Here is a 25,378-nt window from a genome sequence, read left to right on the forward strand (position 1 = left end):
GACAGGTGAGTTATTACACAGAAGACATGGAAGGTCGCACACAGTTCGGGTAACTTTCCATCACGTCGCCGCCACACCCGGGGCACAGGGCCCCATGGGACTTGCGGCGCAAAGGACCCGACCCCTGTTGACGACAGCAACCGAAGTCTTCACAGTCCGGCCGTACACCCCGCATTGCCAGGTGATCAGCACCGAAGGCGATCATGCCGTGATAGGAATTTCTCCGGGGAACAGTTACTTCTCGGCCCAACGTGTCATTGACCTCGCCCATTGGGGCATGCGCAACTTCGAGCAGGTCGACCTCATCTACACCGACCTGCACGTGGCCGAAATGTACGAGGCCCTCGGATACGGCGAGGACGAAGCCCGACGCAAGGCGGTGAAGAACCTGCGCGGTGTCCGCGCCAAGGTCAACAACGCCGCCGCCGAAGCCGACCCCACCGGCGCGCGCCTCCGTGCCCGCCCGATGTCGTCCCTCACCGACATCCCGGCGTACCGCACGCTCCACAACCACCTGACCAACCTGCTCGACATCGACCCGGAGTTCCGCGAGACCTGCAACTCCCTGGTCGACGTGTTCCTTTCCTCCAAGGTGCTGGGCGGCGAGGCAGCCACCACCCGGCAGCGCGACGTCTGCCTGGAGTACGTCTGCGCCGAAGCACCGCTCTTCCTCGACACGCCGGCCATCCTCGGCGTGCCGTCCTCCCTCAACTGCTACCACCAGCTCCTGCCCATGGCGGAACTGCTCTACTCACGCGGCTCGGGTCTGCGCGCCTCGCGCAACCAGGGCCACGCGATCATCACCCCCGCCGAAGGAGTTCCCGATGTCCACTGACACCCTTCTCGACTTCCCGTTCTCCGCACGCGGCGACCGGCTCCCGCCCGAGATCGAGGAGCTGCGCGGCGAACCGGTGAAGCGGGTCCGCACGATAGCCGGGGACGAAGCCTGGCTCGTCTCCTCCTATCCGCTGGCCAAGCAGGTCCTCGAGGATCCCAGGTTCAGCCTGAAGGACACCTCGGCACCCGGTGTGCCCCGCCAGTACGCGCTGACGATCCCGCCCGAGGTCGTCAACAACATGGGCAACATCACCGGCGCGGGACTGCGAAAGGCCGTCCTGAAGGCGATCAACCCCAAGACCGACGGCCTCACCGACTGGATGCGCGCCCAGGCCATCACCCTGGTCGACAGCCTGCTGAGCCACGGGGCACCGGTCGATCTGCGCGGCGGGTTCACCAACCCGTACGCCGAGAACCTCCACTGCCGCATCCTCGGCATTCCCGAGGCCGACGCGCCGCGCCTGGCCGCCAGCCTCGACATCGCGTTCATGAACTCGGCGTGCCCCGTCACCGGCGCCAAGCTCAACTGGGACCGGGACATCGCCTACATGGTGGAGCGCCTCGACGACCCGGCCACCACCGGTCTCATCGCCGAGCTCGCCGCCCTGCGCAAGGACCCCGCCTACGACCACCTGACGGACGAGATGCTCGCCACCGTGGGCGTCACGCTGTTCGGCGCGGGGGTCATCTCCACCATGGGCTTCCTGACCATGGCGATCGTCTCGCTCCTCCAGCACCCGGAGATGTGGGAGCGGCTGCGCAAGGAGCCGGAGAAGATCCCGGCCGCCGTGGACGAACTCCTGCGCATCAACCTGTCGATCGCCGACGGCCTGCCCCGACTCGCCCTGGAAGACCTCACCCTGGGCGACGTCGAGGTGAAGAAGGGCGAGCTCATGCTCGTCCTGGTCGAGGCCGCCAACACCGACCCGGACGTGTACCCCGACCCGCACGTCGCGGACATCGACCGGCCGAACGCCGGCACGCACCTCTCCTTCGGCGGCGGGCAGCACTACTGCCCCGCCACCGCCCTCGGCAAGCGGCACACCGAGATCGCCATCGAGGTGCTGCTGGAGAAGATGCCCAACCTCGCACTCGCCGTGCCGGTCGACCAGCTGGTGTGGCGCACCCGCTTCATGAAGCGCCTGCCGGAGCGCCTGCCCGTGCTCTGGTGATCGCGTCGGCGCGCGGGAGCGTGCCCGTCCGATGATGGCCCCGGCCGGGGGGAATCCGGCCGGGGCCATCGCCCTGCCCGGACCGGCCGGGTCCCGCACCCGCGTCCCGTACGTCGGCCCCGTGCGGGCGGCTAGGCCGTCTCTTCCGGATCTTGCCTTGCTCCCACCCCTTCCGCCTTCCTCCGCCGCCAGGGCGGGACCGATGCTTCCGGCGTGCCCGTTCCTCCTTCCGAAAGGCATGTCATGAAGGCTCGAATCATCGCCGCCTCGTTGAGCGCCGGCGCCCTGCTGGCCACCGGGCTGCTGGCCGCGCCCACCGCGTCGGCCGCCGCGGCTGCTCCGAGTTGCGTCGGATCGGCGTGCAACGGCAAGAACCCGGCCGGCACCACCTGCCAGAACGACGCCCGTACGGTCGCCGAGTCCCGCGACCCGATGGGTGCCATGGAGCTGCGCTACAGCCCGTCCTGCCGAGCCGCGTGGGGGCGATGCTGGGCGCTGCGCCGGCCGGTGCCGGCGGGCGCACCCCGCCGGTGCTGCGGCTCTACCACGACCTGCTGGCGGATCGGGAGCGGCTGATCGAGGCGCACCACCGGCTGCTGGCCGAGCAGAACGCCCTGCTGGAACAGATCGACCTGCTGTGCGCACGGTCAACGGCGGCGGCCGGATCCGACACCCCGTGCGGCAGCCCGCCTCCGCTGTCTCCGGTCCAGCGGCAGGTACTGGTGCTGATGGCCGGCGGGGCCAAGGACGGGGCGATCGCCCGTCGGCTGAACCTCAGCGAGCGCTCCGTGCGCCGCCAGGTGGAGTCCCTGACCCAACGAACCGGAGCGAGCAACCGGTTCACCCTGGCTCTCGCCGCCATCAGGATCGGCTGGCTTCCCGCCGGCCACTGAACCCCTCCGCGGTCCGGAACCGGCGCCTGTCCTGCACCGGACAGGTGTCCTGTTCGGCCTGGGCAGGACCGACTGCGGCTGCTGAACTGGGTGTTGCCAGCACACCGATCCGGACAAGGGGAAGACCTCATGCGCAGCCGAGTCCGCAGCACCCTCGCCACCAGCCTCGTCGGTACCACCGCGACCCTCGTCGCCCTGCTCGTGCCCGGCACCGCCCACGCCGCCCCGGCGAAGCTCAGCCACTCGTCGGCCGTGAGCAAGCTGAACGCGACGGGCGGCATCGGCCTGTCCTCCAGCGGCGGTTGCACCAACCGGAACAACGCCACCTGCACCTCGCTGGAGCAGGTCAACGCCGCGAGCATCAGCGATGTCATCACCCTGCGCAGGGCGAGCAACTGCACCCTCACGATCACGGGCGGGACCGAGGTGGGGCACGCCTCGGGCACCTACAGCCACTGGAACGGCTACAAGATCGACTTCAGCCCGACCGGCTGCGTCAGCAACTACGTCACCGGCAGCTTCACCCGGATCGCCAACCGCGGTGACGGCGCCGCCCGTTACCGGTCCGCCGCCGGAAACGTCTACGCCCGGGAGAGCAACCACTGGGACGTCACTTTCTGCGGGGGCAGCTCGGCCTGCACGTCCGCGGCCAGTTCCTGAGCGGTCCCCGGCCGGCCGGCGGGGGCGCCGCCCTCCCCGGCCGGCCGGCGGGGGCGCCGCCCCGGGCGTGCCCCCGCCGAGCCACTGCGGGCGGCCGGTCAGTCCTCTTCGAGCACCGCCCTGATCACGTGCCGGGCGTTGTCCGCCATCGCCGGGTTCGTCGTCCGGTAGTAGGGCAGCGCGATCACCGCCTGCGAGAGCGTCCGCCCCCGTCCGCGGCGCCAGGTCGCGTCGTCCACGCCGAGCACCTCGCGGAAAACGGTCCTCGCGCCGGCCGGCAGCAGGTTCCACGCCGGGAACAGATCGCAGGCCGGATCGCCCACCCCCATGCACCCGAAGTCGATGACCGAGCTCAGCCTGCCCCCACTGACCAGCAGGTTGCCCGGCATCAGATCGGCGTGCAGCCACACCGGCGGCCCGTCCGGAGCGGGCGCGCGCAGCGCGTCCTCCCACACCGCGGTCACCGCATCGCAGTCGACGCCCTCCTGCGGGATCCCCCGCAGTTGCCCGATGGCCGCCCGCGTCGAGGCGTCCAGCGAGGCCGGCGGCCCGCCCCGGTAGGCCCGCGGCGCCCCCGGCAACCTGACGCACCGCATCGCCGCCACGAACCCGGCCAGGTCCGCGGCCAGCGCCTCGGGCTCGGCCAGCTCCCCGGCCCGCGGGTTCTCCCCCGGCAGCCACCGGTACACCGACCACGCCCACGGATACCCGTGCGCGGGCTCCCCGGCCCCGAGCACCTCGGGGACGGCCGTGGGCAGCCGGGGCGCGAGGCGGGGCAGCCACTCCTGCTCCATGGACACGTCCTCGGCCCCGCCCGCCAGCATCGGCAGCCGTACGACCATGGCGTCGCCCAGCCGGTACATGCAGTTGACCGTGCCGCCGGACGGGATCCGCTCCACGGCCAGCGCTGCCCACCGCGGGAACTGCCCGGCGATCAGACGGCGTACGAGATCCTCGTCGACGGGGTGCGCGCCGGGGTGCATCTGTGCGGTGCTCATGGACCGCCATCCGACCGTCGACGGCCCACCGGGTCAACCCCTTTTCCCCTCCCGACCCGTGCGGTGCCGTTGCCCGGCCGGGGTCTTGATCGTTCGGTCATTGACGGGACATACGGGACAGTCGGCAACGGACGGGACGAGTGGTCGGGATGCGGGTTGCGCGAAGGACTGTTCTGCGGGCGGCCTCGGTGGGGGCCCTGACGGCGCTGCTCGGCCGCCCGTCCGCGACGGCCGGGGCGACTGCGGCGACCGCCGCGGGCTCGCCGGGCGCCGCCGCCGCGGACCTGGTACGGCTGCGCCTCACCCGGGCCACCAACGGGTCGGCCACCGCCGTCGGGGACCGGGTCGTCGCCGAGGTACAGGGCCTGCTCTGGGCGCTGCCCCCGGACGGCGCGCCCGCGATGCCGCTCACCCCGCCCGACCTCGAACCCGGCCGGCCGGTGCTCTCCCCCGACGGCCTCCGGGTGGCGATGAGCGCCTACCGCGGGGGCGCCTTCCACATCTGGGTGATGAACGCGGACGGCACCGGTCTGCGCCCGCTCACCGACGGCCCCTTCGACCACCGCGCGCCCGCCTGGTCGCCCGACGGCCGCAGCATCGCCTTCTGTTCCGAACGCGGTGGTGATCCGGTCGCCGGAAGCCCGTACCGGATCTGGACCGTCACCGTCACGGGCGGCATCCCGCGCCGGCTGACGGGCCTGCCCGGGCAGGACGGTTCCGGCCAGGACGGGGAGTGGGAGGACTTCGACCCGGTCTGGTCGCCGGACGGCTCGCGCGTGCTGTTCGTACGCGGCACGCCCACCGGGGACACCCTGACCGCCCGGACCATCGCCTCCGTGGCCGCCGGGCCGGGCGCCGACGGGACGGTGCGGATCGAGCACACCGTCACCGCCGGCAGGCTGCTGAGCCCGGCCCTCTCCCCGTCCGGACGGACCGCCTGGCTGTCCGCCGCCCCCGGCCCCCGCAAGGCCGAGCACCTCGCGCTGTACGTCGACGGCCGCCCGGTCCCCCTCGACGGTGATCTCGCGCCGGCTCCCCCGCGCTGGATCGGCGACGATCGGCTGCTGATCACCCTCGACGGTCGCTTCCGGACGGTCCGCCCCCACCGGGACGGCGCCGACGGCAGCGGAGACGGCGACGGCGACGGCCGCGAGATCCGTGGGATCCGTGACATGCGCGAGATCCCCCTGAACGCCACCCTCGAAGTGCCCCGCCCGCGCTACCGGGTCAAGGAGTACGTGCTGGAGGCCGAACGAAGCCTTCCGGTCCGGGGCATCCACCTGCCGGCCCTCTCTCCCGACGGCCGCAGCGTCGCCTTCGCCGCGCTGAACGCGCTGTGGGTCGCCCCCGTCACCGGCGGCGCGCCCCGCAGGATCGTCCAGGCCCCCGACACGGCCTACGTCCAGGGGCCCGTGTGGAGCCCCGACGGCCGCGCCCTGGTCTACACCGACGACCGCGACGGACTGAACACCGTACGCCGCCGGGAACTCGACAGCGGCCGCGAGAGCGTCCTCGCCCCCGGCGGCCGCGTCTACGGGGTGCTGTCGCCGGACGGCGGGCGACTCGCGGCGCTCGACCTCGCCGGCCGGCTCCTCGTACGTGACCTCGCGACCGGCACTGAGACCCCGCTCGTCGCGGCCCTCGGCGGCGGCGGTCTGCCCGGCCCGCCCAGTTGGTCGCCCGACGGCCGCCACCTCGCGCTGTGCGACCGCAACCGGCTCAGCCGACGCTTCCGCGAGGGCTACAACGTGATCCGGATCGTCGACGCCACCACCGGCGTCGCCCGGCTCCACGCGCTTGCCCCGCACGCCTCGCTCGCCGACCGCTACGCCTCCGGGCCGGTCTGGTCCCCCGACGGCCGCTTCCTGGCCTGCGTCAGCGAGTCGGCCCTGTGGCTGCTTCCCGTCGACGCCGACGGGAACCCGACCGGCCCGGCACGCCGGCTGACCGACGAACCCGCCGACCACCCCTCGTGGTCCGCCGATTCCCGCACCCTGCTCTACCAGTCCTGTGCCCGGCTGCGTCTGCTCACCCTGGACGGCGTCGGCGCACCGTCCGGGGCGCCCCGGAGCGTGCCCGTCTCGCTGACCTACCGGCGCCCCGCGCCCGTCGACACCGTCGTGCACGCCGGACTCCTGTGGGACGCCACCGGATCCCCGCCCCGCGCCGACGTCGACGTCCTGATCAGCGGCGGGCGGATCACCGCCGTCGAGCCGCACCGGCCGGGCCGCCGCGCCGCCCGCACCGTGGACGCCTCCACCGGCACGGTCCTGCCCGGACTGTGGGACGCGCACGTGCATCCATACCCCTACACCTACGGGGCGCGTCAGGGCGCGCTGCACCTCGCGTACGGGGTCACGACCGTGGTGTCGCTCGGCGGTTCCGCCTATGAACAGGCCCGGCTTCGCGAGGACATCCGCGCCGGGCGGCTCGCCGCGCCCCGGCTGCTGGCGGGCGGGGAGCTCCTGGACGGTTCGCGGGTCGCCTACAGCATGGGCCGTGCCCATCGCACGGATGCGGGTTTCGCGCGCTCGCTGGCCCGGGCCGCCGCACTGGACTGGGACTTCGTCAAGACGTACGTACGGGCGCCGTACCCGTACATGGCCGAGGCGGCCCGCTTCGCGCACGAGCGGCTCGGCGTCCTGGCGGGCTCCCATCTGTGCGCCCCCGGTATCCGGTCCGGCCAGGACCTGACCACGCACCTGGTGGCGACCGAGCGCGCCGAGTACGGGCACGGCGCGACCCCGCGGGGGTACACGTACCAGGACACCCTGGAGGTCTACACGCTCGGCGGTTTCGATCTCATCGCGACCCCCTTCACGGCCCTCCCGCTGATCGGCGCCGATCCGGCGCTCGCCGACGATGCCCGGGTGACCTCCCTGATGCCGCCGTGGGATGTGGCGGCCGTCCGGGCCGCGGCCGCCGCCCCGCCGAGTGCGGAGCAGAGCGCCGCGCTGGAGCGGGAGGTGGGTGTCTACCGGCGCGTCATCGAGGGGGGCGGGCGGGTGGCGCTGGGCACCGACGCGCCGCTCACCCCGGTGGGCCTCCATCTCCACCTCGCTCTCCGGGCCCTGCACCGGTACGGCCTGACGCCCGCGGAGGCCCTGACGACGGCGACCCGGACCCCGGCCCGGGTGTTCGGCGTCGCGGACCGGCTCGGCACGGTCGAGCCCGGCCGGATCGCCGACCTCACCCTGGTCGACGGCGACCCCTTCACGGACTTCGACGACCTGGTCCGCGTACGGGCGACCGTGCGCGGCGGAACCGTCCGTGAACGTCCCGCCCTGGAAGGCGCCTTCACCCGGTCCGCCGAGCCGTCGGCCCCGGACCCGGATCCGGCCGACTGGGGCGCGGTGCTGGACCAGATGCTGCGCGACGGCTGCTGCACCCCGCACGAATAGGAGGCGTCGGCCCTGTCCGCGGTCGCGCCCGCAGTCGCCGTACGACGGTGAACGAAAGGACGGCGGTGGCGGGCCCCGGCCGGGGACGGCGCGTCAGGCTGTGGCGTCGGCGGTCCGCCAGCGGCGCAGCCCGATGGCGGACAGTTCGATCAGTTCGCCGCGGATGGGATCGTGGTGCGTGGGGCGGAACCCGGCGAGGGTGCCGAGGCGGGCGCCCGTGGCAGGGTTCCAGATCTCGAACCCGGATTCCGAGGAGGAGAACAGCAGCCCGTCCGCGGCGAAGAAGCGGCCCCGGGGCCCGGCGAAGGTCACGGTTTCGACGGGCTCCGCCGATCCACCGGGGCCGTCCGGGCCCCGGCGGCCGAGGTCGAAGACGCGGGCCCCGGGCACCAGTTCCTCCTCGACGTCGCCCAACCCCTCCAGGACAAGGCGGTCCTCGTCGAGCCGGACGAGCGAGCGGTCCCAGTAGTACGCGCAGCCCGGCAGGCCGGCCCAGTCGATGTCCTCGGTCCAGGCGCGTTCGCCCTCGGTGAGCCACTGGTCCAGGTTCCAGGCGACGGGCCGGCCGCTGGGGTGCCACACCCAGGCGTCCGACGCGCACCTGCTGCCTGCCGGGCTGGGATACAGAGCTCCGTGGAAGTGGCCCGCCCAGGGCGCGGAGCCGTCGTCGCCCGTCGGCATACAGGCCACTTGGGCGCCCGTCGCCGGGTCCGTGGCCTCGATGAGGCTCCACTGCCGGCGGTGCAGGACGACGACGCGACCCGCGTGCTCGGTGAAGGCGAGGGAGAAGGGCACCGTGTCGCTGTGGTAGCCGTCGTTCTCCAGCGGGAGGGTGACGGCGCCGGTGGACAGGTCGATGACCTCACCGGTGCGGCCGTAGTCGATGACGACGGCGGCGAAGGCGCCGTCACGTGAGGCGTGCAGCCGGAGGGTCTGGGTACGGCCGCACCAGGGCTCGGCATCGGCCGGCACGGTGATCGTGCTGCGGGCGACTTCGGTGCAGCGCCCCGATTCGATGTGCCGGCGCAGGATCCGTCCGTCCTCGCACAGCAGCACGATCCCGTCGTTCGTGGGCGCGATGTCCAGCACCTTCCCGGCCTCGTCGGGCAGCGCGGTGGTCTCCACGATGCCGCGCACGGGCCGGGACTCGTCGATCGTCCCGGGGTGTCCGAAGACGCCGAGCAGGCTGCCCTCGGTCGCGTCGAAGCAGTCCTCGCACACGGCCGCGACGGTGGCGGCCTCGGTGGTGGAGGCCTTCTCGTCGGCGGGTTCGTGGCGGCAGATGCCGCAGACACGCTGCCGCTCCAGGCCCCGGCCGGTGTAGTGGAGGTAGTGGTCGAGCGGTTCCGCGGTCGCGTTCCGGATGTGCTCGCACAGCGGCAGACCGTAGGCGGGGGCGTCGTGACCGCAGATGAGGGCCATGCCGGGGTGTCTCCTCGGCGCAGGGGTGGGAGCCGGACCGACGCGGCGGTGGCCGCGGCCGGCACCGGGTACGGTCGGGCGGCGGTCGCCCGTACAGCCGGCTCCGTGGTGAACACCATGCTGACACCAGGACCTTGGCGCCGACTTGGCATCGCCATGGCATCCGCGGCCGACGCCGCCGGACTCTCGATTCCACCGGCCCCGCTCCTGTCAGCGGGCGCCCTCGCAGGCCTCCAGGTGGGTCGCCGAGAGGGTCAGGCGGCCTGGCGGCGGAAGGCGTCCGCTTCCGGGCCCTGCCGGATGAGGGCCACAGCCGCGGCGCGCGGGGACCGGGCGACCGGGCGACCGGGCGACCGGGATCGTGGTCACAGGGACCTCCAGGGGAACCGTGTGGAAGCACCGACCACCCGGTGCCGGGGGCGTCCCACGAAGGTGGCCTTCGGTACACCCGACGGCCTCGCCCCGGGGACGGACCGGACGCCTCCGATCAGGGCCGGTCGTACCAGGCGAAGGCGGCGATCCGCCAGCCCTCCGAGGTGCGGACGAACTGGATGGTCTTTGTCCCACCACCCTCGAACGGCTCGCCGTCCAGGACCCCGGACTTTCGGTACTCGCCGAACCGCGAGGCGATGTCGCCCACGATCTCGGTGCGTTCGGAGGTCTCCCACTCGGAGAACTCGACCAGCCGGCCCTCGGCCAGCAGGCGCCGGCGCGGCTCGATGAACGTGTCCACGGTGTAGACCGTGAACTGCGGGCCGGTCATGGTGATCACGCCGCCCGGCAGCACCAGCCGACGGATCCGGTCCAGATCGGCGGTCCTGCCGCCCCGGTTGTCGAAGGCGCCGAAGAACTCGGCGGTCACCACGTCTATTTCGGCCTTGGACGACATGGCGCGACACTAGCACCGCGCTTCAGGCGGCCGAGGCCGTCGTGATCACCAAGGGTGGTCTCGCCCGCTCCGCCGACCACGGGCGGCCGGCCGCGAAGTCCGGGTCGGCCACGGACATGGCCTCGGCCACGGTGGGCCGGTGCTGGGCGGCGTCCCGGAAGCCCGCGCGCTCCAGCAGGGCCGGGAGGAGGCCGACGGGCCACGCGTGGTTGCGTACCTCCTGCCAGGATCCGTCCGTGCGGCGCAGCCGTACGGTCAGCTCGTCGCCCGGCCCGTACACCTCGCCCGGGCAGCCGATCCGCAGCGAGGCGTACTCGATGCCGCTGCAGGCGGGGTCGGTGGTCAGCAGCACGAACGGGGCGCCCGGCCGCAGCAGGCGGCGGATCTCGGTGAACACGCCGAGCAGCGCCTCCCGGGTCGGCAGCGACGCCAGCACGTGATTGCACATCGCGGCGTCGGCGCAGCCGTCCGGCAGTTCGGTCACCCGTCCGTCCTCGACCAGGTGGAACCCGTCCACCGCGGTCGCGGAGCCGCGGGCCAGCGCCAGCATCTCCGGGGAGGTGTCCACGCCGAGGACCCGTGCCCCGAGGCGTCGGGCCGCCCGGTCGGCCACCTTGCCCGGGCCGCATCCGTAGTCCACCAGGACCTGGCCGGCGCCGATCCGGCGGGACAGGGCGCGGAAGACGAACGGGTAGCCGAGCAGCCAGTCCGTGGCGGCGTCCACCGCCGCGAACGCCTGCGCCCCGGCACGTCCGGACCAGGCGGTACCGTCCTCGGCGCCGTCCTGCCCGGGTCCCTCCGGCCTGTCGCTCACGGGACCACTATCGGCCCACCCCGGCCGTGTGGGGGTGGAGCGACACGGGAATCGTCGGTGGCGGGCCCGCGGTCGCAGACGCCCGGTCGACGGCCGATGGTGCGCGGTCGCCGGCGCCCGCGTCGCGGGCCGGCGGTGTGCTAGAGGTCGATCCAGTAGCGGCGCTTGGGTCCGATCAGCGTTTCGCGGACGTCCTCCAGTACCCCGTTGTTGCCCTCGATCGTCCGGATCGACGCCACGTTGTCCGGGTCGCAGGTCACCAGGACCCGGTCCATCCCCAGCACGCGGGCCTCGTGCAGGACGGCGGCCAGGGCCCAGGTGGCCAGGCCCCGGCGACGGGCCGAGGGCCTGATGCTGTAGCCGATGTGGCCGCCCGCGTCGAGGAGGAAGCCGTTCAGGTAGTGCCGCAGGTCGATCGCACCCAGGTAGGTGTCGCCCTCGGCGATCCACCAGTACGTGGCGTGGACCCGGCCGTGGTCGACCGGCGCCGTGCGGTCCGCGTACCGGCCCAGCCGCTCCACCCAGGCCGCGAAGCCCTCCGGGGTGTCCACGTCGTCGTCGGAGCCGAGCCCGGCGCCGTCCATGTGGGCCTCGGGTCCCCATTCCTGCTGTGCGGCGAGCCAGGAGGCGTGCAGGCGGGAGGAGGGGGCTATGAGCTCGGGCATACCTCGGACGATAACAGCCGCCGGGGCGGGTCCGGCCCCGGACAGGGCCCCTACGCCTCGGCCGGCGGCAGCGGCCTCGCGCGGGCGATGACCAGGGCGACGTCGTCGTGGTCGTCCGTGCGGCGCAGGGAGTCCAGGAGGCGGTCGCAGGTCTCCTCCAGCGGGCGCCCGGTGTCGGCGAGCAGGGTCAGCAGGAGGTCGAGGCGTTCGTCGATGGGCTGGTCACGGGTCTCGACCAGGCCGTCCGTGTAGAGGACCAATTGGTCACCGGGGTCCATGGCGATGGCGGTCGACTCGAAGGGGATGCCGCCCACACCGAGCGGGGCGCCGGTGGGCAGGTCGAGCAGTCGGGGGCTGTGGCCCGAGCGGATGAGGACGGGCGGCAGGTGCCCGGCGACGGCGACCCGGCACTGGGCGGCGTGCGGGTCGTAGACGACGTAGACGCACGTGGCGATGGTCTCCTCCAGCGCGGCGGTGGTGCGGTCCAGCTGCTGGAGCACCTGCGGCGGGTCGAGGGCGAGTTCCGCGAGGGTGCGGGTCGCGGTGCGCAGTTGTCCCATGCTGGCGGCGGCGTTGATGCCGCTGCCCATGACGTCGCCGACCACGAGGACGGTGGTGTCGTCCGGTCCGGCGATGGCGTCGAACCAGTCGCCGCCGATCTCGCTGCTGGCCGCGGCGGGCCGGTACCGGTAGGCGACCTCCAGGCCGGGGGTGGGCGGCGGGTGGTGCGGGAGGAGGTGGTGCTGGAGGGCGAGGGCGGTGTGGTGGGCGTTGCGGTACCAGCGGGCGTTGTCGATGCAGACGGCGGCGCGGGCGGCGAGTTCGCCGGCGAGCACGATGTCGTCGTCGTTGAACGGCAGCGGGTTGCGCGTGCGTTTGAGGTCGAGGGCGCCGAGCACCTCGCCGCGGGCGATGAGCGGCACGGCCAGGTACGAGCGCAGGCCCGCGCGGGTGAGCAGGTTGGCGGCGGTGCTGTCGCGGGCGATGCGGGAGATGTCCCGGGCCTGTACGTGGGCGACCAGGACCGGGTGGCCGGTCGTGACGGACTGGGTGACGAGCCGGTCGGCGGCGTAGCGGGCGATGTCCCCCGGCGGGTCGGCGGCCCGGACGGCGTCGCTGGGGTAGGCGGCGGCGAGGGCCAGGGCGCGGAACACCGCGGGCTCGTGGGCGGAGGACCTCAGGGTCGGCCGGCCTTCGAGTACGGAGTCGAGGATGTCGACGGCGGCGATGTCCGCGAGCTCGGGCACGACGACGTCGGCGAGCTCGCGGGCGGTCTGGTCGAGGTCGAGGGTGGTGCCGATGCGCACGGTGGCGTCCGCGATGAGGGCGAGTCGGCGGCGGCTGCGCGCGATCTCGAGGGCCGCCTGGTGACTCTGCGTGACGTCGACCACGGAGGTGGCCAGGCCCAGGACCCGGCCGGTGGCGTCCTCCAGCCGGTAGTACGACACCGACCAGGCGTGTTCGGTGCGCTCCCCGCCGTGGGCACGGCCGGCCGTGAACTGTTCGAGCAGCGGCCTTCCGGTGGCCAGGACCTGGCGCATGGCCGACTCGGCGGCCTCCGTGTCGTCGAGGAAGGCCAGGGCCTCCCGGACGCCGCGGCCTATGTGCTCCTCCGCGGGCAGCCCGTTGATCCGCTCCAGCGTCGGGTTGACGAGTACGTACCGCAGTTCGGTGTCCAGGACCGCGAGCCCGATGGGCGACTGGGCCACCAGCCGCGCCGAGAGGGCGAGGTCCCGCTCCAGCTGGCGCAGCCTCGTACGGTCGGTGGCGATGCCCAGGGCGTACATGTCCCCGTGCTCGTCGAGCAGCCGCATGTTGCGGAACTCGACCAGTCGCGTGGTGCCGTCCCTGCGCCGTACCGGGAAGGCTCCCGCCCAGTCCCCGGCGCCGCCCATGACACGCGCGAACAGCTCCGTGACCAGGCCCACGTGCTCCTTGGCGGCCAGCAGCGCGGCGGCCGGGCGGCCGAGGGCCTCCGCCGCCGTCCACCCGAACAGCTGCTCGGCCTGCGGGCTCCACAGTGCGACCCGCCCTTCGGCGTCGAGGACGACCGCCGCGACGTTCAGTACGTCGAGCAACCCGCTCGGCGGGGAGACCCCGGTCATACCGGGCCTGATCCCACCGGTCCCCGACCCGTCGATCGCACTCATCGGCGACGCTCCTTCCGGCATCGTCGGCCCGACGCCGCCCGCCACCGCCCGCCCCGGGCGGTGCAAGGCGCGCGGCTACTCTCATCGTGCCCCCGAACCTGCCGGTCAGCGCCCGGAGCGGTCGGTCCGGGTCCACCCGGCACGACGCGGAGGACCGCAACCCGGACCTTCGTCGGGGTCCGGGGCGGCCGTTCGGCCGGGGTGGGAGGGGTCCGCGGATTCCTACGGTCGGGCCCCATGGAATCGAACACCCGATACGGATGGGTCCGACGGCCGGCACTCGCCACCGTGACGGCCGGTGCGGGCGCCGCGGCCCTCGTCCGGGCGGCGCCCGACGGCGCACTGGGCACGAACGAGCCGGTCCAGGTCACGGAGGGGGCCTCGGCCACGGCCTACCGGTCGATCGCCCGGAGCGTTGCGGACGACTGGCCGAGCTGGGCCGGACAGGTGCTGGAGGCGGCGAGCGAGGGCACCCTGCTGCTCCTGGGCCTGCTGCTGGCCTGGACGGGGTGGAGCGCCCTGCGGCGCCGTGACGTGCCGGGCCTGGCCGGCCTCGGCCTGGCCGCCGCGGGGACCATGGCCTCCTACGCGCTCAGTGAGGCACTGAAACTCGTCGTGGACGAGGAACGGCCGTGCCGGGCCCTGGCCGGGGCGCCGGCGGTCGCGGCGTGCCCCGCCGCCGGGGACTGGTCGTTCCCGAGCAATCACGCCACCCTCGCCGTCGCGCTGGCGGTCGGCGTGAGCCTCGTACGGCCCCGGCTCGCCGCTGCGGCCCTGCCGGTGGCCGCGGCCGCCGCCCTGCTGCGGGTGCTGGCGGGGGTGCACTACCCGCACGACGTCCTCGCGGGCGCGGCGCTCGGCGCGACCACGGTGCTGACCGTCCGGATCCTCCTGCTGCCCGTCGCCGGACGTCTGGTGTCAGCGCTCCTCACCGGACGCCGCCCCGGCCCCGTCACCCGCCCCGGCCCCCGTCGCGGCCCCCGCCTCGTACGCGACCACCGCCGCGGCGGCCCTGTTGTCGACGCCGAGGCGCGCGAGGATCGAGCTGACGTGGGCCTTCACCGTCCCTTCGGCCAGGTGCAGGCGGCGCGCGATCTGCCCGTTGGACAGCCCGCTGCCGAGGAGGCCGAGCACGTCCCGTTCGCGCCGGGTCAGGGCGTCGACCCGGGCGCGGGCGGTGGCGCGGCGGGCCGCCCGGGCACTCGCGCCGTCGGCCGCGAGATGGGCGACGACCCGGGCCGCGACCTTCGGTGACAGGTAGGCGGCGCCTTCGGCGACCGCCCGTACCCCGGCCACCAGTTCCTCCGGCTCACCTGACTTGATCAGGAAGCCGGTGGCGCCTTCGCCCAGCGCGCGCAGGATGTACGCGTCCTCGCCGAAGGTCGTCAGCATCACGACTCCCGTCGCAGGTACGGTCCTGCGTATCTCGGCGGCGGCCTCGATGCCGTCCGTCCCCGGCATCCGGATGTCCAGCACGGCCACGTCCGGACGGTGGCTCTGTGCGAGCCGTACCGCCTCGTGTCCGTCGGCCGCCTCGGCGACGACCGTGATGCCGGGGTCGGTGGCGAGGACGGCGCGGACACCCGCGCGGATCATCGGTTCGTCGTCGGCTATCAGGATCCGGATCATCGGACTTCCCTCCCGGTGAAGGTGTCGGTGGAAACCAGGCGGCCGGCCCGGAAGCAGAGGCGGTAGATGTCCCCCGAGCGGTCGTCGAAGGGGTCGGCGGTCTGTACGTAGAACTCGCAGGCGGCGTCGGGTGGTTCGGGGGTCGGGACGGCCGGCCGACGGGTGGTCTGCCGCTGCGGCAGGTATGGCGCCACCTCGTCGCGGGGCTGCCCGAGGCGCAGCCGGGCGTGGTCCTGCGGGGCCAGCACGGCCTGCCGCGCGGTGACGGTGTCCCAGGCCCGTACCCCGAGGATGAGCAGGGCCGCGGTGCACAAGGGCACCAACACGGCCGCTGCGGCGGTACGGCGCAGTCTGCGGCGGGCGCTGCGGTGCTCCGGAGGCAGTACGCCGGCGGGCTGCGGCGGGGCGGCGCCGGGCCGGTGCGGGAGCACGGCGCGCACGGCGAAGCCGTCGCCCTCGGGGCCCGCGGCGAAGGACCCGCCGGCCAGCCGGACCCGTTCGTCGAGGCCGATGAGGCCGAGGGAAGGTGCTGCCGGTCGGGCCGGGGAGGGGGCCGCCGGTCGGGCCGACGCCGCGGAACGGCCTGAGGACGGCGGTCCGACCGGAGTGTTCGTCACCGCGGCCTCGGTCCGTCCCTCCGTACGGTGCAGGACGACGGTGATCCGGTCGGCCGGCGCGTGCTTGGCCACGTTCGTCAGCGCCTCCTGGACCACGCGGTGCAGGGCCCGGTCGCCGGTGTGCGCCGGCTCGGCCGGCTCCGCTTCGCCCGTCACACGCAGCCGGACGTCGAGTCCCGCCGCGGCCGCCCGCTCGACCAGGCCCTCGATCCCCGCGAGTCCCGGTGCCGGGCCGGATCCGGGCTCCGGCGCAGGGTCCGAGGGCTCGCGCAGGACGCCGATCACCTCGCCGAGCCGCTCCACGGCCGCTCCCGCCCTGGCCCGGATGTCCTGGGCGGCTGCGCGGTGGGCCTCGGGGAGGCCCGGGGCGAGCTTCAGCGCGCCGGCCGACAGGGCGATGAGGCTGAGTTCGTGGCCGAGGAGGTCGTGCATGTCCTGCGCGATCCTGGTCCGTTCGCGCAGCCGGGCCTGTTCGGCGAGCAGCCGCTGTTCCCGCTCCAGCCGCGCGGCGCGCTCCCATCCGGCGCGCACCAGTTCGCGGTACTGGCGCAGGAAGCGGCCCGCGAACCACGGAAGCATCACCGCCGCGAACAGCATGAGCACGTAACGGCTCGCCCACCCCAGCCACACGGGCACGAGGAGCACGGCCGGTACGGCGGCCGCGAGCACGAGGGCGAGGGCCACGGCGGCGCTCCTGCCGCGACCCGGCCCTCGCCCGGCGAGAAAGGCGCAGGCCGCCGCCGGAAGGCCCCACCACGGGCCGGTCGCGCTCGCCCCGACGGCGGCGACCGCTCCGACGAACAGCCCCGCGGACACGACCGGTTCCGGCACCCGGGTCTTGATGATCATTGATCTCACGCCCGCGACCCTACGGAACTCGCCCGGCCCGCGGCACTGCCGAAAGTCCACCCCCGGGTGATGCACGGGCCAGGCCGATGGCCCGGGCCTGCCCGAGCGGGTCCAGCAGCGCCGGACGCCCATTGATAGGTCTTTAGCTAATGCGCTAAATATCTGTCATGACAGAAGCTCAGGACGAGGCAGGGGCCTTCCGTGCGCTCGCCGATCCGACGAGGCGGCAGATCCTCGAGGACCTCAGAGGCGGCGAGCTCGCGGCAGGCGAGATCGCGAGCAGGTTCGCGATCAGCGCGCCGTCCATTTCGCGGCATCTCGGCGTGCTCAAGGGCGCGGGGCTGGTCACCGAGCGCCGGGACGGCAACCGGATCCTCTACACGCTGGCCGAGGACCGCCTGGCGACCTGCGTCGGCCGGTTCCTCAGCGCCGTCTGCCCCGAGCAGATCGTCCTGCGCCACACCAAATGGCGCCCCGGGGCGCAGAGTGAGGAATCATGAGGCAACCGCGCCTGTCCAGCGTCGTCGAACGACGGCTTCTGGTGAACTACCGGGTCGCCCCGGATGCCGCGGCACGCCTGCTTCCGGAGCCGCTGCGCCCGCAACTGGTGAACGGCCACGCGGTCGCGGGCATCTGCCTCCTGCGGCTGGGAAGCGTCCGGCCGGTCCGGGCCCCCAGGGCCTTCGGACTGCGGAGCGAGAACGCGGCGCATCGGATCGCCGTCGAATGGGACGGGCCGGACGGCGTCGAGACCGGCGTCTACATCCCTCGTCGCGATACCGCGTCGCGGCTCAACGTCTGGGCCGGCGGCCGTGTCTTCCCCGGCGAACACGGCCGCGCCGATTTCGAGGTGCACGAGACACCCGGCCGGGTTCGTGTCGCCTTCGCGACGCGGGACGGCGACACCCGGGTGGACGTCACCGTCGAGCCGTCCGACGAGCTGCGGGGCAGCGAGCTGTTCGCCGGTCTCGCCGAGGCCTCCCGCTTCTTCCAGGAGGGGGCGAAGGGTTACTCGGAGACCGGGTCCGGCCGCCACCTGGACGGCATGGAACTGCACACCGACGCCTGGCACGTGGAAGCCGGCCGGGTTCGCTCCGCCGCGTCGTCCTTCTTCGACGACCCGGACCGCTTCCCGCCGGGCAGTGCGACCCTGGACTGCGCCCTGGTCATGCGTAACGTTCCCGCGAGTTGGCGCCCGCTCCCGACCATGGCCGCCGGCCGAGGGGCTCGACTCGCCGGGTGAGCACCAGCCACCCGGCCGGCGCACCGCTCCAGTAACGGCGGTGCACCGCCGGCGCCGGCCTTCCCGGCGCCGGGCCCTGGTCCTGGTCCTGGTCGTTGACGGTCAGGTGTGCAGGCGGCTGTTGGGGCCGTCCTGGTCCCCGGCCGTTTCTTCGTTGAACCAGTAGTCGCCGGCCGCCAGGTACCGGAACGAGTGGACGCTCTTCATGGGCAGTGCGACCGTGACCGCGCGCTTGCCGTCCTTGCGCGCCTTGAGGGTGTGGACGCCGGGCTGCCAGTCGTTGAAGTCACCCACCACGCTGACCGGGCCCGGCGGAACGTCCGCGGGGAGGACGAAGGTGACCTCGGTGCGGTCCTTCTTCAGCGTGCGTTCCAGCATGGGGCAGGCTCCTGACGGCGTCAGCGGATGGGTACACCGCCCATCGTCGGGGGCAGGCCCGCCGGCCACCCGCCGACCCGGCCGCCCACCGACCCGGCATCACCCGCCCACCACATTCCGTGACACAAATGGTGCGATATGTCACGTTTCGTGTCAGCCTGATCTGAGGAACCCCCAGTCCCACGCGCCACCAGAGGAGTCGCCGTCATGGGCGGTACGCAGGACAAGCGCCAGGAGCCCGGCAAGGGCAGCGAGCCGGAGCACTTGCACCGCCCGGGCCAGGACCCCCTCCACCCCGGTACCGCCCGGGAGAGCGCCCGGGGCAAGAGCCCGGAAGAGCTCGAGCGGCACCGCGAGGACGAGATGAGCCGCGAGCGCCGCGAGGACGAGATGCGCGACGAAGAGCTCTGACCCGTACCGCCGTAACACCCCACGCACGCAGGACCCGGCCGGGGCCGTAGTCACCCGGCCGGGTCCTGTCATGTCGTCCCGCTCCCGACGTCGGCCCGGCGTCCGGGAAGGCCGAGACTCGCGGGCCGGTCCCCGGATGCTGTTGTCCAGGAGCGCCCCGACCAGCGCGGGCGAGCCCGATTCGACGGCCGGGCGCGGATTCAGAGTTCGGGCTGGTGAGCAGGGTTGACGACGAGGAGCCATTCATCGCCGCGGTCCTCGACCATGAAACCGGCGTTACGGAAGGCCGCTGCCAGGGCGAGTCCGAAGGCGTGGCGCAGCCCGGGCAGCTCGATCCGCGTGTCGGTGCGGGTGCGACGGGCGCCGCGACGCCGCACCCGCAGGCGCTGGATCTCCTCGGGCATCCAGCCGACCATCGCGCCGCGGGCGTGCTGGATCACGTGGACGCCCTCGGCGCCCACCGCGGTGGGGGCGAATCCGGCCTCCTGCAGCACGGTGCGCACGGCGGTCAGGAACTGTGCTTCCGGATCATTCACGGTCCGAACTGTAGGGGCACGTCCCCAGCACGTCGGTGGACCCCACGCGCGTGTCCGGCGGTCCGGGCAGCACCATCGGATGCGGCGTGGCCTGCTTGACCGGACGGGCAGCCGCCTGCAAAGTCAGGATGCGACACCGCAGCAGCGCCAGCTGACTCTGCCGACCGGTCCCGTCCGTCCACAGACGGCAGACCGGCCCTTGCACCCGGGAGCGGCTGAACCGATGGTCCTCGACCTGGTTGTGATCGGTACGGCCGTCACCCTGGGTCCTTTGCACAACAGTGCCTTCATCCTGCTGCTCTCCTCACGGCGCGGCGTTCGCCAGGGCCTGGCGTTCCTGTTGTCGTGGCTGGCCAACCTGATCGCGGTGATCGCCTGTGTGATGCTGCTGACCGGTGGTCAGCCGCCGGCCCGTCACAGCGTGCCCTCGACCGCCGCGATCACCGCGAAGCTCGTCATCGGCGTGGCACTGGTGCTGTACGGCGCGCACCGGCGCCGGCGGCCGCCCCGCCCGCACGGCCCACCGCGCTGGGCCGCTCGGATCGACGGCGCCTCCCCGGGCACGGCAGCCGCGCTGGCATGGCTGCTGCAGCCCTGGGCGCTGGTCGGCGCCGGCGCCGCGACCGCCGTCGACGCGGACCTCTCCACCCTCGCCGACTGGCTCGCACTGGCCGGCTACTGCCTGCTGGCCACGCTCAGCCTCGTCGTCATGGAGATGTACGCGTTCTGGGCGCCCGCGCGTGCGAACGCCCGGTTGAACGCCTTGCGGAGCTGGCTGGAGGAACACCAGGAGCAGCTGATCGTCGCGCTCTCCCTGCTCGCCGGCCTGTGGCTGACGGCCCGTAGCCTCTACGAGCTGATCGCCTGACAGACATCGCCGTCATCACCACCACCCCCTCCCCCGCCCCGCCGCCGTCACCGCCGGTGCTCGGCGCGCGGTCTGTGGTCAGTCGGCCACGGCCTCGATCAGGCAATACGGAGCGGCCTCCGCGAGCGGGGTGACCGACGTGACGCGCAGGGCCGCCCGGCGGCACACCTCCTCGAAGTCCGCGCGGGAGCGTTCCCTGCCGCCGACGTTCACCATCATGTTGAGGTCGCTCAGGTAGGTGACCTCGCCCTCCGCGCGGACGACCTCGGGAAGTACGGGCTCCACGATCAGAACGACGCCACCGGGCGGCAGCACCTGGCGGCAGTGGCGCAGGATCGTGACCGCCTGGGCGTCCGTCCAGTCGTGCAGGATGCTCTTCACGAGGTACACGTCCGAGCCCTGCGGGACCGACTGGAAGAAGTCCCCGGCCGTGAGGGAGCAGCGCTCCTCCAGTCCGTACCGCGTCAGTGTCTTCGCAGCCTCTGCGAGGCCGTCGGCAGTATCGAAGACCACGCCGGCGAGACTCGGGTGCGCTTCGAGGACGGCGGCCAGGAGGGTGCCGCTGCCTCCACCGACATCCGTGACCGAGGCGAACCGGCTGAAGTCGAACGCTCGCGGCAGGACGGCGGCGGTCTCGGAGGCGACCTGGCTCATTGCCGCGTTGAAGTCCGTGGAGAGCTCGGGGTGCCGGGCGAGATGGCTGAAGAAGTCCGTACCGAAGACGGAATCGAACGCGGTCTCCCCCGTACGGACGCTGCTCTCCAGGTGCTCCCAGGCGCGCACGATCGCCGGATCGGTGAACATGCGGACGAACGACGCGAGGGAGTCGGGGTGGCCGGAGCCGAGGAGCGCGCCCGCCGGGGTAACCGAGAACGTGTCGGGGGCGTCTTCCGTGAGCAGGCCGAGGGCGGTCAGGGCACGGAGCAGGCGTGCCATGGGCTGGTGCGCGGTTTCGGCTCCGACGGCCACCTCGGCAGCTGTGCGCGGTCCGTCGCCGATCAGTTCGACGACCTCCAGGCGGACCGCCGCGCGCAGGGTGTACGCGGCCATGCTCCCGAACGCGAGCCGGACGACGAGCTCCCGGCCTGCCGCCGTCTGTGCTGCTCGGACCTCGGTGTTCATCACAGGCCTTGCTTCCTTCCTTCGGGTCGACCGATCACCGATCGGTCTGGATACGGACAGTCAGGGTTCGGTGGACGCGTTCAGGCCGGCCAGTGCACCGGGCGTGCACCCGGCGAGGGCCTGGACGTCGCGGTGAAGATGGGGCTGGTCGGCATATCCACACGCCACGGCAACGTCGCCGGCACGCTCGCCGGCGAGGAGCGCCCGGGCGGCGTGGTCGAAGCGGACCAGCATGGCGGCGCGCTTGGGGGTCAGGCCGACCTGGGAGCTGAACCTGGCCCGGAGCCGCTTGCGGCTCCATCCGCAGGACGCGGCAAGGTCGCCGACCCGCACTCGGCCGCGGCCGGCCACGATGGCGTCCCAGGCGGCGGCGACCTCGGCCGCCATGGGCGGGGCTCCGGCGGCCCTCCGTCTGAGGAATCCGTCCGTGAGCGCGAGGCGTTCCTGCCAGGATGCGGTGTCGGCCAACTGCTCGCGCAGCAGCCGAGCGTGCCGCCCCCAGAGGTCTTCGAGTCCGGTGATGGAGCCGTCCAGTTCGAGCGGGGAAGCGCCCAGCAGGGCGTAGGCGGCCCGGGGTGACAACGCCACCTCGACGCATTCGACGCCCTCGCCGCGGATACGGGCCGGACCTGGCGACATGGAGGCGACGAGACCCCTCAGCGGCCGGTGCCCGGAGGCGCTCTCCACCGTGACCGGGCCGGCTCCGAGCCCGATGACGACGATCACGGCGGGCTGCGGCAGCACCCGCATGTCCAGCCCGCTGCCCATGAGGTCGCGGAACCCGGCCATCCGTACGCCGTCGAGAGAGGTTCCGCCCAGGAGGCGGGCGACCTCCCAGCGGTCGTGAGCAGTGCGCTCCGGGGGCACGTCCCCCGCGTCGTCTCTGGGCATGCCTCCAGGCTCGCCGACATCGCAGGCTCTTGTCTTGAACAAAAGTTCCGCGGCCGTTCCGCGGTCCTGGTGAGCGCGGTCTGTTGCACGTGGGCGGGGACGGCAGCTTCGGCCGGGCCGGCCCACCAGCGCCCCCGTGCGGCATCGCGCGCATCAGGTGCCGACTACTTGCCGCAGTGTCAACGGTTGCATGCGTCTGGGCGCCTTGGCGGCCAGGTGGCTCAGGGGCCCGCTTCGCTGTCCCGGCCGGCAACAGAGCCGTAGAGGTCCTTGCCGGTCGACCAGCTCACAGCCTGTACGGCGTCCTCCCGCGCCAACCAGAGCCCCGTCCCCGGATCTGCCTCCAGCCTTCGGCACAGATCCGGGCTGTAGACCGCGCACACGGAAGTTCTCCAGGTGAACCACCCGAGTGACCACCCCAACCAGGCGAGGCGAGCCCCGATGCCTGCCCACCGCAAGAGCCTCGCCAAAGCCGAGATCCCAACACGGCGTGACCAGCCACACCTTGCCACCCGCCGGAAAATGCTTGGTACCGCTGCGGACCTCCGCTCCTCCCGGCCCGTACCGGATCTCACGCCGAACGTTCGCGACCACGGCCATGACCGAGCCGTCCAGCGACACCGCCAGCAAGGGAAGACCCGACGAGCGCCGTGCATCCTTGCAGGTACTGGTCACTCTGGAAGGACCCCGCCACCCGAAAGGCCGCACCCCGCCGGCAGAGTGCCGTCCCCACCAACGCTGCCACCGACACGGCGATGCCTGCCCGTCATCACCACCACGCGCTCCCTCGCGACGCCGTCACCGTCCACGCCCCGCGGCCTCGGCCGGAGCCGGCTGAGCGGGGGGAGGGAGAGCCAGGGCCTTGGGTGGTTCGTCCCGAGCCGGTGGCGACCGTCTCGGCGGACACGCCGCCATCGCACAGCACGCAGGCAGCATCGCGGACAACAGACAGGTGCGCGGTCCGGTCCGCGAGCGGTCCGGTGAGGTCGACGTCCGCTTCGTACAGCGGCCCCGGCCGGGCCGGCTCCCGCCGGAGGGGCGGGCCGCCGGGGGAATCGCACGAATCTCCTGATCTCACGTCAGATGTCTGGATGATCGCAGGCTTTGAAAGGTGCACCCGCGCGCCGAGGGCTGGGCCGTGCGAACGCGCCCGCACGGGTACCCCTACGCTGGTTCCCGCGGATCTTCAACAGTGCGACGAAACGGAGCGTGACGAGTGACGGGGGCGAACGGCGCGGAGCTGGTCGGCAAGGCTCTGGGCGGGCGGTACCTCGTGACCGCGATGATCGGGCGCGGTGGCATGGGTGTGGTCGCCCGGGCGGTGGACCAGCTGCTGAACCGCGAGGTCGCCGTCAAGGTCCTGCGGGCCTACACCGACGCCTCCACGGCCGAACTGGCCGATCTACGGGTCAGGATGCAGCGGGAGGCGCAGGCCGCCGCCCGTATCCGGCACAGCGGTGTGGTCACCGTGCACGACGTGGTCGAGGAGCAGGGGCTGTCGGTCATCGTCATGGAGCTGGTCGACGGGCCCTCCCTCGACGACGTGCTGGAGGAGCGCGGCCCACTGGACCCGCGTGAAGCGGCCGCGATCGGCGCCAAGCTGATGGACGCGCTCGACGCGGCACACCGGGCCGGGGTCCTCCACCGGGACGTCAAGCCCGGCAACGTACTGCTCGAGCGCAGCGGCCGGGTCGTACTCACCGACTTCGGCATCGCCAGCATGGAGACCGCCGGCGACGAGGCCCTGGCCAAGCTGACCCAGAGCGGTCAGATCGTCGGCTCCCTCGACTATCTGCCGCCGGAACGCGCACAGGGCGGGGAACCGGGTGCCGCGTCGGACATCTGGGCGCTCGGCATGACGCTGTACGCGGCCGTGGAGGGCTCTTCGCCCTTCCGCCGTGCGTCGGTGTGGTCCACGCTGGCGGCGATCGTCGGCGAACCGCTGCCGGAGCCCCGGAGCGCCGGACCGCTCACCCCGGTGCTGCAGGCGCTCATGGCCAAGGACCCGCTGCAGCGCCCCGACGCCGGGCGGGCGCGCGAAATGCTGGAGGCGGTTGCCGGGGTCAGGACGGCGGACCCCGCGCCGGCACCGGCCCCGCAGCCCGTCCCTCCGCCGGCCTTCGGTCCCCCCGCCGCGCCGTTCTCCCAGCCCGCCCCCAGCCCGTCGCCTCCTACACGCCGACCGGCGCCTACGCCGCCCCTCCGCAGCCGGGTGCCGCGCCGGGCACGGCCCCCGGCATACCCGACGGTCACGGCAGCCGTTCCGAGACCAGTGCCACGGCCGTCCGGACGCGGGGCCGCCGCACCCGTACCGTCGTCGCGGTGGCGGCCGCCACCGTCCTCACCTGCGGCGGAGTCGCCTACGCCCTGATGGACACGCGGGGCGACGCGGGCGGCGGCAGGTCGGGCACGGCGCTTCCGACGGCGAGCAGCGCCGCCGACGGTGACATGTCCGACGTCCGGCCTCCCCCGGAGACCGGACGTCCGCCACCCCCTCGAAGAAGGACCAGGACCGGCAGACGGGTCCCACGCCAACGCCCGGTAACGGCGGCTCGGCCACGAAACCGTCCGGCTCGCCGAAGGCAACGACCGGCTCCCCGGTGAAGGAGCCCGTCCCGGTGTCGACGGCGTGCACCGGTTGGGCCCACTCGAACCGCAGCGACGGCTACGGGTACGCGGCCCAGGAAACCCACCTCTACACCGGCCCGTACGCGGAATGCTCCCATGTGACCGCGGTCAAGTCCGGCGTGAAGGTCTACTACCACTGCTACGTCACCAATGCCCATGGCAACAAGTGGATCTACTCCCGTATCGAGGGCACGAGTACCGAAGGATGGCTGGTCGGCGACAAATCCACCCTGAAGAGCGGCACACTCGCCCGCTGCTGAGACCGATCCGCACTTCACCAGAGGGCGAATCGAGTCGCTCGGATC

The 25,378-nt window shown here is 73.1% G+C and carries 24 protein-coding genes and 1 pseudogene; 13 read left to right on the forward strand and 12 right to left on the reverse strand.

Annotated elements, in window-relative coordinates; translation table 11 throughout:
- The first annotated feature begins 94 nt into the window (after positions 1-94).
- The 5 genes from OG373_RS01910 (at position 95) to OG373_RS01930 (ending at position 3,562) form a co-directional block, all read left to right on the forward strand.
- Positions 95-835, forward strand: coding sequence for a tRNA-dependent cyclodipeptide synthase (locus OG373_RS01910; protein WP_078626157.1), 741 nt, complete (start codon positions 95-97; stop codon positions 833-835).
- Positions 825-2,009, forward strand: coding sequence for a cytochrome P450 (locus tag OG373_RS01915; protein WP_405435356.1), 1,185 nt, complete (start codon positions 825-827; stop codon positions 2,007-2,009). The genes OG373_RS01910 and OG373_RS01915 overlap by 11 nt, the downstream gene beginning before the upstream one ends.
- Positions 2,010-2,252: 243 nt before the next feature.
- Complete coding sequence (locus OG373_RS01920) at positions 2,253-2,585, forward strand: DUF2690 domain-containing protein (RefSeq protein WP_405435357.1); 333 nt, start codon at positions 2,253-2,255, stop codon at positions 2,583-2,585.
- The gene (locus OG373_RS01925; RefSeq protein ID WP_405435358.1) at positions 2,540-2,902 is read left to right on the forward strand and encodes a response regulator transcription factor; all 363 of its coding nucleotides are present in this window, start codon (positions 2,540-2,542) and stop codon (positions 2,900-2,902) included. Before OG373_RS01920 ends, OG373_RS01925 begins: the two co-directional genes overlap by 46 nt.
- Positions 2,903-3,031: 129 nt before the next feature.
- Positions 3,032-3,562 carry a hypothetical protein gene (locus OG373_RS01930; RefSeq protein ID WP_405435359.1) on the forward strand — a complete coding sequence of 177 codons (531 nt, stop codon included), beginning with the start codon at positions 3,032-3,034 and terminating at the stop codon, positions 3,560-3,562.
- Positions 3,563-3,660: 98 nt separating this feature from the next.
- Here the strand turns inward: OG373_RS01930 and OG373_RS01935 are convergent, their stop codons facing one another.
- Positions 3,661-4,560 carry an aminoglycoside phosphotransferase family protein gene (locus tag OG373_RS01935; protein ID WP_405435360.1) on the reverse strand — a complete coding sequence of 300 codons (900 nt, stop codon included), beginning with the start codon at positions 4,558-4,560 and terminating at the stop codon, positions 3,661-3,663.
- 149 nt (positions 4,561-4,709) lie between these two features.
- Here OG373_RS01935 and OG373_RS01940 point away from each other — a divergent pair, with 149 nt between their 5' ends.
- Complete coding sequence (locus tag OG373_RS01940; RefSeq protein ID WP_405435361.1) at positions 4,710-7,961, forward strand: amidohydrolase family protein; 3,252 nt, start codon at positions 4,710-4,712, stop codon at positions 7,959-7,961.
- A 93-nt stretch (positions 7,962-8,054) separates the two neighbouring features.
- On the opposite strand, the gene OG373_RS01945 is transcribed toward OG373_RS01940, so the two are convergent.
- The 5 genes from OG373_RS01945 to OG373_RS01965 all read right to left on the reverse strand — a co-directional run bounded on the left by OG373_RS01945 (position 8,055) and on the right by OG373_RS01965 (position 13,901).
- The gene (locus OG373_RS01945) at positions 8,055-9,383 is read right to left on the reverse strand and encodes a hypothetical protein (protein ID WP_405435362.1); all 1,329 of its coding nucleotides are present in this window, start codon (positions 9,381-9,383) and stop codon (positions 8,055-8,057) included.
- 487 nt (positions 9,384-9,870) lie between these two features.
- Positions 9,871-10,272 (reverse strand): DUF4440 domain-containing protein, encoded by a 402-nt coding sequence (locus OG373_RS01950; protein WP_405435363.1) that lies wholly within the window; start codon positions 10,270-10,272, stop codon positions 9,871-9,873.
- Positions 10,273-10,294: 22 nt separating this feature from the next.
- Entirely contained in the window at positions 10,295-11,086 is a 792-nt protein-coding gene (locus OG373_RS01955) for a class I SAM-dependent methyltransferase (protein WP_405435364.1), read from the reverse strand.
- Positions 11,087-11,226: 140 nt separating this feature from the next.
- Positions 11,227-11,751: a GNAT family N-acetyltransferase gene (locus OG373_RS01960; RefSeq protein WP_405435365.1), complete on the reverse strand. Its 525-nt coding sequence runs from the start codon at positions 11,749-11,751 to the stop codon at positions 11,227-11,229.
- A gap of 50 nt (positions 11,752-11,801) precedes the next feature.
- Complete coding sequence (locus OG373_RS01965; protein WP_397730195.1) at positions 11,802-13,901, reverse strand: SpoIIE family protein phosphatase; 2,100 nt, start codon at positions 13,899-13,901, stop codon at positions 11,802-11,804.
- A gap of 237 nt (positions 13,902-14,138) precedes the next feature.
- On the opposite strand from OG373_RS01965, the pseudogene OG373_RS01970 reads away from it, so the two are divergent.
- Positions 14,139-14,771: pseudogene (locus tag OG373_RS01970) on the forward strand (phosphatase PAP2 family protein); the annotation flags it as partial.
- A gap of 48 nt (positions 14,772-14,819) precedes the next feature.
- Here OG373_RS01970 and OG373_RS01975 read toward each other — a convergent pair.
- The gene (locus OG373_RS01975) at positions 14,820-15,530 is read right to left on the reverse strand and encodes a response regulator (protein WP_405435366.1); all 711 of its coding nucleotides are present in this window, start codon (positions 15,528-15,530) and stop codon (positions 14,820-14,822) included.
- Positions 15,527-16,996 (reverse strand): sensor histidine kinase, encoded by a 1,470-nt coding sequence (locus OG373_RS01980; RefSeq protein ID WP_405443902.1) that lies wholly within the window; start codon positions 16,994-16,996, stop codon positions 15,527-15,529. The genes OG373_RS01975 and OG373_RS01980 overlap by 4 nt, the downstream gene beginning before the upstream one ends.
- Before the next feature lie 167 nt (positions 16,997-17,163).
- On the opposite strand from OG373_RS01980, the gene OG373_RS01985 reads away from it, so the two are divergent.
- A complete protein-coding gene (locus OG373_RS01985; protein ID WP_397730192.1) occupies positions 17,164-17,496 on the forward strand; it encodes a metalloregulator ArsR/SmtB family transcription factor in 333 nt (110 codons plus the stop codon).
- The gene (locus OG373_RS01990; protein WP_405435367.1) at positions 17,493-18,239 is read left to right on the forward strand and encodes a DUF2071 domain-containing protein; all 747 of its coding nucleotides are present in this window, start codon (positions 17,493-17,495) and stop codon (positions 18,237-18,239) included. Before OG373_RS01985 ends, OG373_RS01990 begins: the two co-directional genes overlap by 4 nt.
- 102 nt (positions 18,240-18,341) lie before the next feature.
- Here the strand turns inward: OG373_RS01990 and OG373_RS01995 are convergent, their stop codons facing one another.
- A complete protein-coding gene (locus OG373_RS01995; RefSeq protein ID WP_397730190.1) occupies positions 18,342-18,617 on the reverse strand; it encodes an isoamylase early set domain-containing protein in 276 nt (91 codons plus the stop codon).
- A gap of 207 nt (positions 18,618-18,824) precedes the next feature.
- Here OG373_RS01995 and OG373_RS02000 point away from each other — a divergent pair, with 207 nt between their 5' ends.
- On the forward strand, positions 18,825-19,028 hold the full coding sequence (locus OG373_RS02000) for a hypothetical protein (protein WP_405435368.1): 204 nt from the start codon (positions 18,825-18,827) through the stop codon (positions 19,026-19,028).
- Between the two features lie 200 nt (positions 19,029-19,228).
- Here OG373_RS02000 and OG373_RS02005 read toward each other — a convergent pair whose 3' ends face one another.
- Positions 19,229-19,564, reverse strand: coding sequence for a hypothetical protein (locus OG373_RS02005; RefSeq protein ID WP_405435369.1), 336 nt, complete (start codon positions 19,562-19,564; stop codon positions 19,229-19,231).
- A 223-nt stretch (positions 19,565-19,787) separates the two neighbouring features.
- On the opposite strand from OG373_RS02005, the gene OG373_RS02010 reads away from it, so the two are divergent.
- Positions 19,788-20,432 carry a GAP family protein gene (locus OG373_RS02010; protein ID WP_405435370.1) on the forward strand — a complete coding sequence of 215 codons (645 nt, stop codon included), beginning with the start codon at positions 19,788-19,790 and terminating at the stop codon, positions 20,430-20,432.
- Between the two features lie 78 nt (positions 20,433-20,510).
- Here OG373_RS02010 and OG373_RS02015 read toward each other — a convergent pair whose 3' ends face one another.
- Positions 20,511-21,554 (reverse strand): methyltransferase, encoded by a 1,044-nt coding sequence (locus OG373_RS02015; RefSeq protein WP_405435371.1) that lies wholly within the window; start codon positions 21,552-21,554, stop codon positions 20,511-20,513.
- A 60-nt stretch (positions 21,555-21,614) separates the two neighbouring features.
- A complete protein-coding gene (locus tag OG373_RS02020) occupies positions 21,615-22,445 on the reverse strand; it encodes a helix-turn-helix transcriptional regulator (protein ID WP_405435372.1) in 831 nt (276 codons plus the stop codon).
- 1,216 nt (positions 22,446-23,661) lie between these two features.
- Between OG373_RS02020 and OG373_RS02025 the strand changes: the two genes are divergently transcribed.
- Both OG373_RS02025 and OG373_RS02030 read left to right on the forward strand, forming a co-directional pair.
- Positions 23,662-24,816: a serine/threonine-protein kinase gene (locus OG373_RS02025; RefSeq protein ID WP_405435373.1), complete on the forward strand. Its 1,155-nt coding sequence runs from the start codon at positions 23,662-23,664 to the stop codon at positions 24,814-24,816.
- 247 nt (positions 24,817-25,063) lie between these two features.
- Positions 25,064-25,333 carry a hypothetical protein gene (locus OG373_RS02030; protein WP_405435374.1) on the forward strand — a complete coding sequence of 90 codons (270 nt, stop codon included), beginning with the start codon at positions 25,064-25,066 and terminating at the stop codon, positions 25,331-25,333.
- Positions 25,334-25,378 lie beyond the last annotated feature (45 nt).

Source organism: Streptomyces avidinii (genome assembly GCF_045161815.1).
Classification (GTDB): domain Bacteria; phylum Actinomycetota; class Actinomycetes; order Streptomycetales; family Streptomycetaceae; genus Streptomyces; species Streptomyces avidinii.